Source organism: Sporolactobacillus inulinus, from assembly GCF_006539285.1.
GTDB classification, from domain to species: Bacteria; Bacillota; Bacilli; order Bacillales; family Sporolactobacillaceae; genus Sporolactobacillus; species Sporolactobacillus inulinus.
Genome location: NZ_BJMS01000024.1, coordinates 18,618 through 33,661, shown reverse-complemented (window position 1 = coordinate 33,661; position 15,044 = coordinate 18,618). Strand labels below are relative to the sequence as shown.

Annotated in this window: 13 protein-coding genes and 1 riboswitch; of the genes, 1 reads left to right on the top strand and 12 read right to left on the bottom strand. The window is 47.6% G+C overall.

The features are described 5' to 3' along the window. Positions 1-109 precede the first annotated feature (109 nt). Positions 110-709: a DedA family protein gene (locus tag SIN01_RS04980; RefSeq protein WP_010025505.1), complete on the top strand. Its 600-nt coding sequence runs from the start codon at positions 110-112 to the stop codon at positions 707-709. Between the two features lie 158 nt (positions 710-867). Here SIN01_RS04980 and SIN01_RS04975 read toward each other — a convergent pair whose 3' ends face one another. From SIN01_RS04975 to kimA, 12 genes are all read right to left on the bottom strand, one after another. Further along, the gene (locus tag SIN01_RS04975; protein WP_010027703.1) at positions 868-1,761 is read right to left on the bottom strand and encodes a DUF1002 domain-containing protein; all 894 of its coding nucleotides are present in this window, start codon (positions 1,759-1,761) and stop codon (positions 868-870) included. 103 nt (positions 1,762-1,864) lie between these two features. Then, complete coding sequence (locus tag SIN01_RS04970; protein WP_010027701.1) at positions 1,865-2,164, bottom strand: Dabb family protein; 300 nt, start codon at positions 2,162-2,164, stop codon at positions 1,865-1,867. Positions 2,165-2,499: 335 nt separating this feature from the next. Continuing rightward, a complete protein-coding gene (locus tag SIN01_RS04965; protein ID WP_010026375.1) occupies positions 2,500-4,362 on the bottom strand; it encodes a bifunctional homocysteine S-methyltransferase/methylenetetrahydrofolate reductase in 1,863 nt (620 codons plus the stop codon). Then, positions 4,362-5,549 carry a cystathionine beta-lyase gene (gene metC / locus SIN01_RS04960; protein WP_010026377.1) on the bottom strand — a complete coding sequence of 396 codons (1,188 nt, stop codon included), beginning with the start codon at positions 5,547-5,549 and terminating at the stop codon, positions 4,362-4,364. The genes SIN01_RS04965 and metC overlap by 1 nt, the downstream gene beginning before the upstream one ends. Then, positions 5,542-6,663 (bottom strand): aminotransferase class I/II-fold pyridoxal phosphate-dependent enzyme, encoded by a 1,122-nt coding sequence (locus SIN01_RS04955; RefSeq protein ID WP_010026378.1) that lies wholly within the window; start codon positions 6,661-6,663, stop codon positions 5,542-5,544. Before SIN01_RS04955 ends, metC begins: the two co-directional genes overlap by 8 nt. A gap of 102 nt (positions 6,664-6,765) precedes the next feature. After that, a riboswitch (SAM riboswitch) is annotated at positions 6,766-6,880 on the bottom strand. 467 nt (positions 6,881-7,347) lie between these two features. Beyond that, a complete protein-coding gene (msrA, locus tag SIN01_RS04950) occupies positions 7,348-7,881 on the bottom strand; it encodes a peptide-methionine (S)-S-oxide reductase MsrA (RefSeq protein WP_010026380.1) in 534 nt (177 codons plus the stop codon). Next, the gene (locus SIN01_RS04945; protein WP_010026381.1) at positions 7,865-9,187 is read right to left on the bottom strand and encodes a sensor histidine kinase; all 1,323 of its coding nucleotides are present in this window, start codon (positions 9,185-9,187) and stop codon (positions 7,865-7,867) included. Before SIN01_RS04945 ends, msrA begins: the two co-directional genes overlap by 17 nt. An 8-nt stretch (positions 9,188-9,195) precedes the next feature. Next, complete coding sequence (locus SIN01_RS04940) at positions 9,196-9,867, bottom strand: response regulator transcription factor (protein ID WP_047034844.1); 672 nt, start codon at positions 9,865-9,867, stop codon at positions 9,196-9,198. Between the two features lie 66 nt (positions 9,868-9,933). Then, entirely contained in the window at positions 9,934-11,097 is a 1,164-nt protein-coding gene (locus SIN01_RS04935; RefSeq protein WP_010027145.1) for an ABC transporter permease, read from the bottom strand. Next, positions 11,097-11,783: an ABC transporter ATP-binding protein gene (locus SIN01_RS04930; protein ID WP_047034843.1), complete on the bottom strand. Its 687-nt coding sequence runs from the start codon at positions 11,781-11,783 to the stop codon at positions 11,097-11,099. Before SIN01_RS04930 ends, SIN01_RS04935 begins: the two co-directional genes overlap by 1 nt. Beyond that, a complete protein-coding gene (locus SIN01_RS04925; RefSeq protein ID WP_047034842.1) occupies positions 11,780-12,808 on the bottom strand; it encodes an efflux RND transporter periplasmic adaptor subunit in 1,029 nt (342 codons plus the stop codon). The genes SIN01_RS04930 and SIN01_RS04925 overlap by 4 nt, the downstream gene beginning before the upstream one ends. 208 nt (positions 12,809-13,016) lie before the next feature. Next, positions 13,017-14,849 carry a potassium transporter KimA gene (gene kimA, locus SIN01_RS04920; protein WP_010026480.1) on the bottom strand — a complete coding sequence of 611 codons (1,833 nt, stop codon included), beginning with the start codon at positions 14,847-14,849 and terminating at the stop codon, positions 13,017-13,019. Between the last annotated feature and the right edge of the window lie 195 nt (positions 14,850-15,044).

Below are 15,044 nucleotides of genomic sequence, written 5' to 3'. Positions count from 1 at the left end.
CATCCTTGGCTCAGCAGCGGCTATAATTATGTATAGGCTTGACCATCCTGTTATTAGGCGGATCGACGGAAGCCTTTTTTTCAAGTTAAGAAGATTAGGTGGTCTCATCATGGAACAGTTTCAATCGTTATTTTATACGTACGGCTATTTCTTCGTCTTTTTGTTTCTGTTTTGCGGATTGATCGGTGTTCCGGCTGCTGAGGAATCTTTCCTGCTTTTTGTCGGGGTCACCCTCTCGCAAGTTGCAGCCACAGCGTACAGCCTCAATCTCTCTCTTTGTATCCTGATGGCTGTTCTTGGCGCTTCATCGGGAATGGTCAGTGCTTATCTGATTGGCTTCTATATTGGCGAACCGTTTATTGAACGATTTGGCAAATATATTGGTTTAACTGAGAAACGATGGAAAATTGCGCAGAAGCGTTTTCAGCAGCATACGTTTCTTGCCATTATCGCCGGCTACTTCATTCCGGGAGTGCGGCAAATCAATCCTTATCTGGCAGGGCTCAGCCGCGCTCGTTTTGCTTTGTATCTTCCCGCGACAATTCTCGGCGCAATTGTTTGGTCCACGCTCTTTCTGATGCTCGGCTATTACATGGGCAATCAGATTCGCCAACTGCTTGGACTAGGCTTGCTTCACGTCATTATTATTGCTGTCCTTCTGCTGATTGGATTTATCATCGTCACCATCATTAAAGTAAAAAAACGATGACGTCGCCCGTAGCATCTCCCCGTATTGATTGATAAAAAATATGCTGCGTATCCACAATTTCAAAATCAGATCTTTTCTTAACACAAAAAAAGCGATCGGGATACGACCGCTTTTCCATTAGTTCACTTTTCAGGATTTCGCTTTAACTTTTCAGGACATTAGTTAAACAGGGATGCAATAGCGTGAAAAATGGCAGAGAAGAAATCGCCGATCGCTTGAAATACTTGCGCCAAGAATCCTTTGGTCTGATCCGAATTTGCAAGCTGTTTTACCTTATCTTGGAGCTGCTGCATTTGACTGCCGACGTCTCCCCAATTAATGTTCATGTTGCGCATTTTATCAAAAAGATCCACAAGTTTTTGAATGTCGGCGCTGCTTAGCGTCACGTTCACCTGTTTCGCCGCATCACGGACGGCCTGTTCGACGTCCTCCCGGGATTGCGGCTTATTCTGCGCCAGGTTGTTCTTGATTGCGGTCACCAGATCTGCCGCCTTTTCCTTGCCGACACCGTCTTTGTCTGCAAGTTGAGCCGTCGTCACAACCTCTTCATTAGCCACCTGTTTCTTCTGTTCCGGAATTTTCTTTCCGGTCTCGGTCTCATAGGCTTTAATCAAGCCGGTCAATGCAGCCGTACCAGACACCGGAAACGGAGCCGTGACATAGACATCCGCATCCTTGACACCGGCCGTTGCCAGCGCGTTAATGTACATATCTTTAGAAACATAAGTGATATTATGGGTACTTGCGGTCAAGCCGGACCCTGATTTTCCAAGCGTAATTTTCGATGAACTAATTGATCGCGTGCCGATTTGCGCCTTGGACAGATAGTTATCAAGGTATTGATGTTCTTCACTGTTGTTGACCGTAATAATCTGAGCCGAGTCGGCGTCAACACCCATTTCATTGAGAATTGACTGCTTTTGGTCAGCAGTCAGATTGGCACCAAGCGTGACAACGACATCGCCGGGTGCAGCGTCGGCAAATACCTTGGTCGGAATAAATAGCCCGATCACCAGCATAAAGCAGGCAACGAGCAAGCTTATCTTTTTCATCGGTTCGTTCCTTTCCGGAAGCAGCCGGACAGCTGTTCCCCAAAAGCATGTACTGAAATTCTATTGTTTTAATAAACGTATTTAAAAACAGCTCTTTTTCATCTTATTCAGCAATCTCGAAATCCATGGCTAAAGAATCGACAAGTCCTATTTCTTTTAAATAGGAAACGCAAGCCTGATGCTCCGTTGATGGCGTATAGCGTTCATGATCTGCTTTCGAGCTGAAGCGTACGGTCAATGCCATCGCATAACCTTTTCCACGTGTCGAGTAATTGAGCCCTGCTTGAATATCGAGAATGTATGGGAGCTTTTGTTTTAGTGATCGCAGCTTGCGCGCGCCTTCTTCAATCTGTGCTTTTGTGGTTTCATCGCGAAATTTAAAGAGTACGATATGTTCAATCATGGATAACCCTCTTTTCAACATGTTCTTAAGCTTTCATCCGTTCCCATCATATCACCTTTTGATTCGTCTGCGGTTATTTTGGTGATCTTCACACAGATGACTAACGGATTACATCGATTAATTAAACGTTTGTTTATGACGGTGAATGAACAAACATTCGCTCTTTGGTTGCAGTTCTGCATTCGGTTTTGATTCTCGATCGAGACACGGGTCTATTGGTTTGAAGAAGGGGCAAAATTCCAAGCATTCTTTATCTGTAAAAAAAGAGGCAGCGCCTTCGCACGATGGGAGGCCCTGCCTGAGTCTATTGCTGCATATGATCACGCATGCGTACCTTACAAAAGAATATTCTCACTGTTTTCCAAAGCAGCGTACTCACGCTCTTTTTTCTTAATATACTTGACCAGGTCCACGCTCATTGAGTAGTGACCCATCGGTGTGATCAAATAAATACCGCGGAAATGCGCCATTGCCGTATCGATCAGTTCGCGGCAAATGGCGAAACTCATCTGACGCGCTTCTTCTTTTCCGGAGGTCGCCGCCATTTTGGCACGTACATCATCCGGCAAACGAATACCGGGTACTTCATTATGCAGGAATTCGGCGTTGCGCGCGGAAGTCAACGGCATAATGCCGATGTAGATCGGCGCTGAGACGCCGCGGGTTGCTTCACTAATCGCAATGATTCGTTCTTTATCAAAGACCGGTTGCGAGATAAAATAATCGGCCCCACATTCAATCTTGCGCTTCAAGCGCTGAACGGCGCGATCCAAGTTGCGGACGTTCGGATTGAACGCAGCGGCGACGCGGAAATGCGTCGGTTTCTTTAAGCTCTTCCCTGAGTAAGAGATGCCGCGATTGAATTGCTTAATCAGCTTGATCAGTTCCATTGACGATACATCATAGACGGATGTGGCCCCTGGAAAGTCGCCGATTTTGGTCGGATCCCCGGTAATCACAAGCAGGTCATGTAGCCCGAGCACATCCAGGCCAAGCAGATGCGACTGTAGCCCGATCAAGTTGCGGTCGCGGCAGGTCAGGTGCACGAGCGGCGGCATATGATAACGATCCTTGATCAGTTTGCCGATCGCCGCGTTGCTGATACGCGGGGAAGCCAGCGAGTTGTCGGCCATCGTAATTGCATCCGCCCCTGCCGCTTCAAGCGCTTGGACGCCTCTAAAAAAGTGATCGGTATTCAGGTGCCGCGGAGTATCGAATTCAACAAAGACCGAGCGGCCATTCACGCTTTTTTGATACAGTGCGGATTCCGGCGGTTCAGCAGCTTCACTGACATGAACCACCTCAGGATGCACGGTAACCACTTTTGTCTCCAGCGGTTCCAAAGCAGAAATTCCTTCCTTAAAAGCCTTAATCTGCACCGGTGTTGTTCCGCAGCAGCCGCCAAGGAGGCGCACCCCTTCATTACGGAACTCAACGGCATACTTTTTAAAATACTCCGGTTCATTCTCATAGTGAAGCTTTCCGTCGCGATAATCGGGAAGACTGCTGTTCGGGTAAGCCGATAGAAAAGCTTTCTTTGGCAGCGGAATGCCGCGCAGTGCCTCAATCATATGGAACGGTCCAAGCCGGCAATTGGTTCCGACCACATCGGCGCCTTGGGCTTCCAAGCCTTCCAATGCCTCTGCTACCGGCATCCCGTTCTGAAGCACACCTGGTTCCTGCATCGAAACATGAGTGATAATCGGGAGATCCGTCATGGTGCGGGCAATCTGCAGGACGTCCCGCAACTCGTCAAAGTCATAGTAAGTTTCAAGCAAGAGCGCATCAATGCCTTCACTGAGCAGCGCATCTGCCTGTTCTCGGAAACTGGCGCGGATGGTATCCAGCTCAACCGATTGTTTCTGAAATCCACGGATACCGCCGATCGTCCCGAGTACGAAGGTTTCCGGCTTCGCCGCTTGTTTGGCCAGTTGAACCGATGCGCGGTTAAAACGGGCGACCTCGTGTTCAAGTCCGTATCTTGCCAGTTTGATGCGATTTGCGCCATACGAATTGGTCTGAATGACGTCTGCGCCCGCGTTAATGTAGGCCTGATGGACATGGCGAACTGCTTCGCTCTGCGACACATTAAGTTCTTCAAAACATCGGTCGATCCCATATGAATAGAGCAGCGTCCCCATCGCTCCATCCCCGATCAAGATTCTTTCCTTCAATACGTCAAGAATAGATTGCCCCATTACCGTTCACTCCTCACCGTCACCTGTTCACGATCCTTAACATAAACGAATGCCTCGCTGAAATCGCGGATCAAGTCCTCCGCGTCTTCGAGTCCTACCGAAAGGCGAAGCAATCCGCTACCAATGCCTGCTTTCTCACGTTCTTCTTCATTTAATTCTGCGTGTGACATTTTCGGTGGATAGGACAAAATAGATTCCACTGCACCGAGACTGACCGCGAACACAGGTAGTTTCACGTGATTGACAAACGCCCGGGCACTTGCTTCATTCTTGAGTTCAAAGGAAAGCACCGCACCGCCGGAAGATGCTTGCTCAGCATGCAGTGCTGCCCCTGGATGATCGGCGAGTCCTGGATAAAAGACGCGCTTCACCTCAGGCCGTGCAGCAAAAAATTCGGCAATACGCTGCGCCGACTCCGCCGATTTACGAATGCGGACATCAAGCGTCTTCAGTCCACGGAGCAGCAGCCATGAATCTTGAACACCGAGCACCGCGCCAAGCGCGTTTTGAAGGAAGTAAATCTTGTCGGCGATTTCCTTAGAAGCGGCGACAGCAAGCCCGGCAACCACATCGCTATGTCCAGAGATAAATTTCGTCGCACTGTGCAGCACCAGATCCGCGCCTAGGTCGAGCGGACGCTGGAACACCGGCGTCATAAATGTGTTATCAACAAAAGTCAAACATCGATGTGCTTTCGCAAGTTGAACAATTGCCTGGATATCGGTCACACGCAACGTTGGGTTGGACGGCGTCTCCACATAGATTACCTTCGTATTCGGACGAATCGCCTTCTCGACCTCTTCAAGATTTGTCGTGTCGACAAACGTGTGATCGATGCCAAACCGGCCGAGCACCTGGGTCAGAATGCGAAATGTTCCGCCATAGACATTTTTCGGAACTACGGCATGATCGCCTGCAGACAGAAGAAGAAAGGCGGTGGAAATCGCCGCCATTCCTGAAGCAAATGCAAAACCGCGTGTACCGCCTTCAAGTGAGGCAATGGCCTCCTCAAGTGCATCGCGTGTCGGGTTTCCGGAACGGGTATAATCGTATTTTCCAAAATGATCGAAATCCTTTTGATGAAAGGTTGACGAGAGATAAACCGGGACATTCGCTGCACCGGTTTGCGGATCAACCGCAACCGTCTTTTTAATCAATTTTGTTGAAAAATGTACCGATTCACTCATGTTCAACCACTCCTACTTTTAAAGATTCAAAGGCTTGATCAAGGTCGGTAATCAAGTCGTCCGAATGTTCAATACCGGTTGATAGACGCAGCAGTGAATTGGACAAACCGTATTTCAAGCGAAGTGCTTCAGGAATATCCGCATGGGTTTGCGTTGCCGGATAAGTAATCAAGCTTTCGACACCGCCAAGACTTTCCGCAAAGGTAATCAGCTTTAGTGCAGTCAGGAACGGTTCAACCTGCTTCGGTGATGTTAATTCAAAGCTGACCATGCCGCCTTTTCCCGGATAGAGCACCTTCGTCACAAGCGGCTGCTCTTCAAGATAAGCGACAATTTTACGGGCATTTTCTTGGTGCTGGCGTATCCGCAAAGCAAGAGTCTTCAATCCGCGAATCACCAGCCAAGAAGAAAATGGATCAAGGACGGCGCCACAGCTGTTATGGTAGAGACGCAGTTTCTCAGTAACCTTCGTGACGTTTGAGACAACAAGACCGGCCAGCACATCATTGTGTCCGGCTAAATACTTGGTCGCGCTGTGTACAACAAGATCGGCACCTTGTTCAATCGGTCGCTGCAGGATTGGCGTATAAAACGTATTGTCCACGATCAACAGAAAATCGTTTTGCTTTGTGATTTTGGCAATCGCCGACAAGTCAACCTCGTGCATCAGCGGATTGGTTGGCGTCTCGATAAAGATTGCTTTAGTCTCCGGACAGACAAGGTCAGTCAGTTCATCAAGGCTTTCGCCGTCCCAGTAGGAAAATGAAAGATGATACTGCTCCTTGAGAATGTCAAAGAGGCGAAAAGTGCCGCCGTACAAATCTCGTGATGCAATAATATGATCACCACTGCTGAATAACTGGAGCACCAGTTGGATGGCACTCATTCCCGAGCTGCAGGCAAAACCTTCTTGACCGCCTTCAACATCGGCAATCGCTTTTTCGAGAATTGAACGTGTCGGATTGCCGGTCCGCGTGTAGTCGAAGCCTTTTGAAATTCCGATTCCTTCATGCTTGTATGCAGTAGATAAATAGATTGGCGCATTCACCGCCCCAAGTTCATCAAAGCCATTGCCAATTTGCGCGAGTTTTGTTTCTGTTTGATATGACGCCATGCCACATGCCTCCCAAAAAATATCAAGTTCCAACTCGTGTGCCAGAAAAGCGTATAAAAAAAACCTTCTTCGATAAGAAGAAGGCTTTATCCGCCATGTTTCTTCTTATCCCTCAGACTGCGTCGGCGTCTGCTGGAATTAGCACCTTGTCGCGCATATTGCGGCGACGGTTGCTGAAGCTTCATCGGGCCAGTCCCTCGGCTTCTCTTGATAAGAATCTGAACATCTTGTTTAGTTGTTACATAGTTTACATGACTGTCGCGTTTTTTTCAAGAGCTAATTATCATAAAAGCATTCCTCACCCGATCCAAACGGTGCATGTTTTCCTCTTATTGCAACCTCATCCGACAGAATTATTTCTTGACTCAATAATAAACTTGACGAATTTTGTCGCTAATTAATTGGGGATTTTTTCTGCTAAAGTCCGCTAATGGTGGAAAGAGTTTTGATCTTAGCCAAAAAAAGTCGACCGCTTCGTTTACACTTAAGAAGGGACAAATTCTTGAACTTTTGAATTGGTCTAAGGGAAACACGGATTTAACGCTTACCTTAACGCAGCAGCACGATTGATTGCACGCGGGTCCTGTTCTTAAAAAGAAAGCAAAAAGTTATCCATCCGCCTCCTTCCTGCGTGATGGACTACTTTTTGTGGTTATCCGTAAGATAATGAATGATCCGCCCCGTTCACTCATTCCCCCAAGTTTCCTTAATAAACGCATCGCGTCCGGATTCCTCACGTTCGGCTTTATAGCGATCCGGGTGTTTCCTGTAAAATTTCTGATGTTCTTCCTCGGCCGGATAAAACGGCGCTTCTGGAAGGATCCGCGTCACAATCGGTTTGCGGAAGCGGCCGCTTGCAGCCAGGGCTGCTTTCGATTGTTCCGCCAGCGTCTTTTGCTCTGCGGTATGATAAAAGATCGCGGTTCGGTAATTGGAACCGCGATCAAAGAATTGTCCCTCATCATCGGTTGGATCAACCTGTGTCCAATAGAGTTCGAGCAGTCTTTCGTAGGGAAAAAGATCCGGATCAAAATCGATCTGAACCGCCTCCATATGACCGGTTGTCCCTGTTTTCACTTGTTCATAGGTTGGGTTTTCAACGGTTCCGCCTGTATAACCGGAAACCACCGATTCAATGCCCGGCAATGTATCAAAAGGCTTGACCATGCACCAGAAACAGCCTCCGGCGAACGTGGCCTTCTCAAGCTTTTTCGTCATGTTCCGCATCCTCTCCTTGCGCGTTGCGCTCAATCTCCGGCTCGTTTTTCATTAATGGCAGCCGTACGGTAAAGGTTGTCCCTTTGCCCAGCTCGCTTTCTACTTCGATTTTGCCACGATGTTTGCTGACGATCCAATCGGCGATCGACAGCCCGAGACCGGTCCCTTTTCGTTCCGTTCGCGATTGATCGGCCTGATAGAACCGATCGAAAATATGCGGGAGTTCTTTCTCAGAAAGTCCGCAGCCGCTATCCGATACGGTCAGCTTGGCAAATTTGTTTTCACGCGAGCAAGCCACTTGAATCGCTCCGTTTTTCGATGTGAATTTCATCGCATTATCGAGTAGAATAACGAGCAGCTGATGCACACGCTGTTCATCCCCATTAATATAAATGGGATCTTCCGATACTTCAAGTGAAAATGCTTTCTCTTCAAATTCAGCCATCTCCGAGAATGGCTCTGTTACCTTTTTAAACATTGCCTTTAGGTCAAACGGCGCGAGTGTGACTTCAAGACGGTTGGCATCACTACGGGCAAGGGTCAGTAAATTGCCGACAAGCTTGGAGAGGCGGCGTGTCTCATCAAGCATTACTGCAATGTCCTCGCCGGATTCCTGCACTTTTTGCCGCGGTTGCCGCAACAGTCCTTCGATTTTCAATTGAATGATTGAAAGCGGCGTACGCAACTCATGAGACGCATCGGCGACAAACCGATTTTGTCGATTCCACGCCTTTTCAATCGGCTGAAGCGCACGCCACGCCAGAAAGTAGCCGGCAATGATCGACACAAAAGCGCCAATGGCAAGCCCTAACAAAATAATCATCTGAAGGGTTTTTAAGAGATTCTTTTCCGCAGTCACATCGTTAATAAAAATAACTTTAAAGGCTTGTCCATCGATATCTGCTTTTCTGACGAGTAAATGGTAATAATTGTCATCCACTCGCTGTTCAACACTATTTTCTGATGTTGCGGTTAAAAAAGGTTTGAAAAACCGCTTGGAAACTTGGGTGCCCTCAGCAAAATCCAGACTGGATTTTTTTTGTTCATTCTTCGCATTAACAATGACCCAATAGAGTCTTGGATTGCGCAGGCGCTGCTCGACCATTCCGCCGCCCGGCATGGGTCTTTGGTTCATTCTTGGGACGTCAGGACTGTCAACGGATTTCATCAAAGCTTGATCACTGTTTCGAAAGGTTACATTTTTCTCGTAAAAGTAGATCGTTCCGCCTAATAAGCTAAGAAGTAAAATCAGAAGCGCAGCATTTAAAATGGTCAGTTTGATGAGTGTTTTTCGAAAAAGATCCATGGATTCACTCACTTATCCGTCAGCATATAGCCGATGCCGCGCACGGTGTGGATGTCGGCGTCATAGGCATACTTTTTCAGTTTTTTGCGCAGTTGGTGGATGTACACTTCGACTATGCCCACGGTTGTATCCGAATCAAAACCCCAGATCCGGTCAAAAATCTGCTCTCGTGTAAGAATTTGATCCTCGTTCTGTACCAAATATTCGAGCAGATCATATTGCTTTGTCGTGAAAGAAAGCAGATCGCCATCCACCTTGATCTGTTTACGTTTGTTATCAATTGCAATGCCTTTATAGCGGAGGATGTGGTCGAGCGACATCGGTGAACTCCGGCGCAAAATCGCTGCGATTCTGGCTTTCAATTCCTGATTTTGGAACGGCTTAACGATATAGTCATCGCCGCCGAGGTTCAGCCCCTTGACGCGATCATCCACCGCATCGCGTGCCGTCAGAAAAATAATCGGTGTTTCGACCCCTTTTTTACGGATCTGTTTCGTAACCTCAAAGCCGTCCAGTCCCGGCAGCATCACATCGAGTATGATCGCATCATAGATATTCTGTTCCGCCTGATACAGCGCTTCATCGCCGTCTTCTGCTGAGTCAACCGTATAGTCCTCTTGCAGCAGGCGGACAATTTCTTGACGTAGATAGGTGTTATCTTCAACAGCCAACAGCCTCATGCTTCTCCCACCATTCATCCTTCATACCCTTTATTTTACACAGAATTGTCAAAAGGTGAAACACGTTCACTCCGTACGCAACGCGTCAATCGGTTTAAGTTTTGATGCTTTGTATGCCGGGAAAACGCCGAAGATAATGCCGACAATTGCCGAGAAAAGAAAGGCAGCGGTCATGATCGGCAACGAAAAGACAATTGTGGCTCCGGCGGTCAATTCATAGACTTTTGCAGTCAAAACGCCAATGGCTGCGCCGCACAACCCACCAAGCATACTAAGCACCGCGGATTCAATTAAAAATTGCAGCATAATATCGCGACGTTTCGCTCCGATCGCTTTTCTAATCCCGATTTCTCGTGTTCGCTCGGTTACCGAAACAAGCATAATGTTCATAATCCCGATCCCACCGACGAGTAAAGAAATTCCGGCAATGCCTGTAAGCAGCATCGTCATTGAATCGGTCACTGCGCGCATTGCTTCCATAACATCCTGCTGATTTACAACACTGTAATCATCCGAATCGCTGTAGGTTTCGCTCATCACACGTGAAATAGCGGCCATTGCAAGATTAACCGACTGCTGATTCTCTGCCTGCGCATAAAATTGAGTAATATACGTCGTTTGCTGCAGACGCTGCGCGGTTGAGTAAGGAAGGAAAGCAGCATCATCGCTGCTTGTCCCCATCGAACCGCCCTTGCTGTTCAAGACACCAACGACCAAATAGTTTGCGCCGTCAATCCGCACATACTTGTCGATCGGCGACTGATTTTCAAAGAGCGTCGTTGCAAGATCGCTGCCAAGCACAACCACCTTCTGCCGAAATTTTTCATCAAGTGAAGAAATAAAGCGGCCTTCCTTCACCGTCATTTGCCGAATTGACAAATAACTCGATGTTGTTCCTGTGACACTGGCAGTCGTGGACGTACTGCCCTTCTGAAAGGTATTTCTCCCGCTCAGCACCGGCGCAACATGTTTAACCCCAGTTGCTTGTTTCACTTGCTTTAACTGATCCATCGTAAAATAGGTATCCGTATTGGTAATATTTACGGTGATGAGATTGGTGCCTAGGCTGTTTACACTATCGGCCACCGATTTGCTCGACCCTTGACCAATCGCAAGCAGGGCAATGACGGAGCCAACACCGATAATGATGCCCAGCATGGTCAGAAACGAACGCAGTTTATTGCCCTGAATATTGCGCACAGCCATTTTAATAGATGTGAATACGTTCATCAGATATGCTCACCTTCCTGCAGTTTACCGTCGCGAATGCTAACGGTCCGCGTCGCCTTGCGCGCTACCTCCAAATCATGGGTGATCAGAACAATGGTGCGGCCTTGATGATTCAGCGCAGTAAGCAGCGCCATAATATCGTCGCTTGTCTTGCTGTCCAAAGCGCCGGTTGGTTCGTCGGCCAGCAAAATTTGCGGCTGCCCGGCCAGCGCCCGGGCAATGGCAACGCGTTGCTGCTGTCCGCCTGAAAGCTGATTTGGCCGATGTGCAGCCCGTTCTTTTAGTCCAACAGCCTCCAAACATTCGCGTGCTCGTGCCTTCCGTTCCTTTGTTTTGACCCCGCGATAAATCAACGGCAGTTCAACATTTTCTAACGCGGTCATCTTGCCTAAAAGATTAAAGTTTTGAAAAATGAAGCCAATTTTTTGGTTTCGGATCTCAGCCAAATCGCGATCCTTGAGTCGATCAACGGCGCTGCCGCCTAACACGTAACTGCCGCTATCTGGTTTGTCCAGACAGCCGATGATGTTCATCAAGGTCGATTTTCCCGAACCGGAGGGCCCCACAATGGAGACAAAAGCCCCTTCTTCAATGGTTAGATGAATACGATTGAGTGCATGAACCACTTGTCCGCCCAGCTGGTACGTTTTTTCGACAGCTTTCATTGTAATGATCGCTTCGGTCATGGCCGTTGTCCGCCTCCGTTTCCACCAGAGCCGAAGTTACGTCTGCCTTGTCCTTGCCCTTGGCCGTTCATAGCTCCGCCGTTTTGCATCATCTGAAATTGGCCTTGGCCTCGGTTGCTGTTCGTTGAAGTTGATGAGGGAGATGATTTGGTTATCGGATTCAACTGAACCGTCTGTCCTTCTGTAAGTCCGGACTTAATTTCAATCGATTGGTCGTTATGAATCCCGATCGATACGGTTTGCTGACTGCCGCGTTCGCTTTCCATACTTGCGCTTCTGCGGAAAGCTTCGTTATTCGAATCGCTTGACCCCGTTGACTGATAAACATAATAGTTGTTCCCGTTTTGATGTACGGCTCCGGACGGCAAATAGAGAACATTCGATTTTTTCTCAAGGATGATCTTTGCCGTTGTTGTCATGCCTGGCTTCAATTGCGTTGATTTTGTTAAATGAACGGTAACGTCAAAAGAAGAGGTCCCGTTTGTTATTGAACCTTCCTTTGCAATTGATGTTACCTTTCCACTGAACGTCTTATTTGGAAAAGCATTGACCGTAACCGTAACCTTTTGACCCTTTTTAATTTTCGAAATATCCAGTTCATCGATGGACAGAACGGTATTCAAATCGCTGTAATTTGTGAGATGGGCCACCTTTTCAGCTGTGTTTACCCGGCTTCCTTGGTAAACAGAGACACTGGTTACGCTCCCCGATTTCGGTGCAGTGAGCGTTGTGCCATCGGTAAAGGTCAGCAGCTTATCTCCTTTTTCAACGGTGTCATTTTTCGAAACGTTTACTTCATCAACCGTCTTTGACGCATCCTCTGCATCAATCGTGACATCTTCATCAACGGCAGGCGCCAACGCCCCTGATCCGTCAACACTGGTTTCGAGTGTTCCTTTCTGAACCTTCGTGGTTGGAATGAGCGTTTGCGTTTCCTGATTTTTATTTTTCGACAGATACCAGTATGTACCGCCTCCACCTAAGGCAAGCACGACCACAAGCACCGTGATCCAAATCTTCTTCATGACAATAACCCCTCCGACATCATCGTTTGTATTGGTTTATGCATTTCAGTTTACCGACGGATTCTTAACTTTTGCTTAAGCGGTGCAAAGCAAATCCGTGTATCAACCAAAGGCAGTCAGGTCATACGCGCAGATTGTCTGTTTTCGGGTAAAAAAAATGCTTCAGCCTATGTTCTCTGAAGCGCAAAATAAAACGTTATTGTGAGCATTATTTTTTAAAATGAAAGGGAACGGTTGCGATCACAATGTCCTTATGGCGAATCAAACTTGCTTTGATCAATACCCCGGACTGGTTGTGCAGCAGGCTCTGCCACCATTTCTTCGTGTAGAATTGCGGGAAGACAACGGTCACTGTTGCGCCGCGCTTTTCTGCCTTGTATTTTACCGTACTGATAAATTTGTCGAGTGGATTGACAATGCTGCGGTAGGGCGAATGTATGGTCACTAATCGTACGCCTGGATTCCACGCATTCCATGTATCATCCATCTTTTGAATGGCTTCCGGACTGTCCCCGACAAATACAGCGATGACATTATCCGACAGTGATCGTGCATAAGTGAGCGATTGCTCGACAACTTTGGTAATTCCTGCAACCGGAACGACAATAATGTTATCGGAAGCATGAATAACCGGTACCGGCTGGCGAGTATCCACGCGGAGCTGCTCGGCAACCAGCACATAGTGTTCATGAATTTTATGAAACATAAAGACAACGATCGGTACGAAGATCAGCACCGGCCATATTTGCGGAAATTTGGTCAAGAAGAAGATGACGAGAATCATGTAGCAGATTAAAGCCCCGGTCAGGTTTATCACCAATTTTCCGATCCACCCGGACGGACGCCGCTTCATCCAGTGCACGATCATCCCGGTCTGTGATAATGAAAATGGAATGAACACACCGACTGCATAAAGCGGAATCAAACTTTCCGTACGTCCTTTAAAAATAATCAGCAAGAGGATCGACAAGGCGCCTAAGGTAATGATTCCGTTCGAGTAGCCGAGACGGTCACCTTTCACTTTAAATGGCCGCGGCATATATTTATCCTTCGCCAAGTTGAATGCCAGTAACGGAAAGGCAGAATAGCCGGTGTTCGCTGCAAGAATCAAGATCAACGCTGTAGAGACCTGAATGATGTAATAAAGAATGTTGCGGCCAAATAAGTGAGACGCCAGTTGCGAGAGTACCGTTTGATCGCCGGATGGATGCACCCCATATAAATACGCTAAGCCAACAATACCGAGCAGCAGGACTGCAAGAATTCCGCCCATCATCAGCAGCGTACGCGCCGCATTTTTCGGTGCTGGTTCTTTAAAACTCGGAATGGCGTTGGAGATGGCTTCGACACCGGTCAGCGCTGAACACCCGGATGAAAAAGCACGCAGAATCAAGAACAGACCAATGCCCATAACCGGCGTACCAACCGCTGCCGGCTCATGTATGGGTGCAGACTGTCCGGTCATCAACGCAAAGAGACCTCCGCCAATGACAATGAGCATCATCAACACAAAGAAATAAACAGGATAGGACAACAAGGTTGCCGAATCCGTCAGCCCACGCAAATTCAGAATGGTAATAATCATGACAATGATAACAGCGACGGTAACACTATGCGTATGAAGTGCAGGAAACGCCGAGGTAATGGCGTCGGTTCCTGCCGAAACACTGACGGCAACCGTTAATATATAGTCAACCAGCAGCGCCCCGCCGGCAGTCAGTCCAAAGTTAGTTCCAAGATTTTCTTTAGCCACCATATAGGCGCCGCCGCCTTGCGGATAGGCATAAATGATTTGCTGATACGATAAGACTAGTGCAATCAGCAGAATAAGTACACCAATACCAATCGGCAAGGAAAACCAAAGAGCCGTACTCCCGGCAGCCATGAGAACAATCAGAATTTGTTCCGGTCCATAAGCGACCGAAGACAGCGCATCAGAAGACAGAACTGCAAGTGCCTTAAACTTACTTAACTTTTGCCCACTTGATTCATTTGATTTCAATGGCCGGCCGATCAGCAGCCGTTTCATTTTTGTGAACATCATCAATACTCCTTTATCGAACCACTTATATTTCCGCACGCGTCTTTAAAAATAAATGAACACGACCGAATCACGTTTAGACGTTCAAACGTTTTTCGATCGCGTGAATCGATTATATGCCCTTTTTTTAAACAGTACAAAGACAAAAAACAACCGTTTATAGGAATAAGTTCTGCAAGATTCGTCGTTATTTCC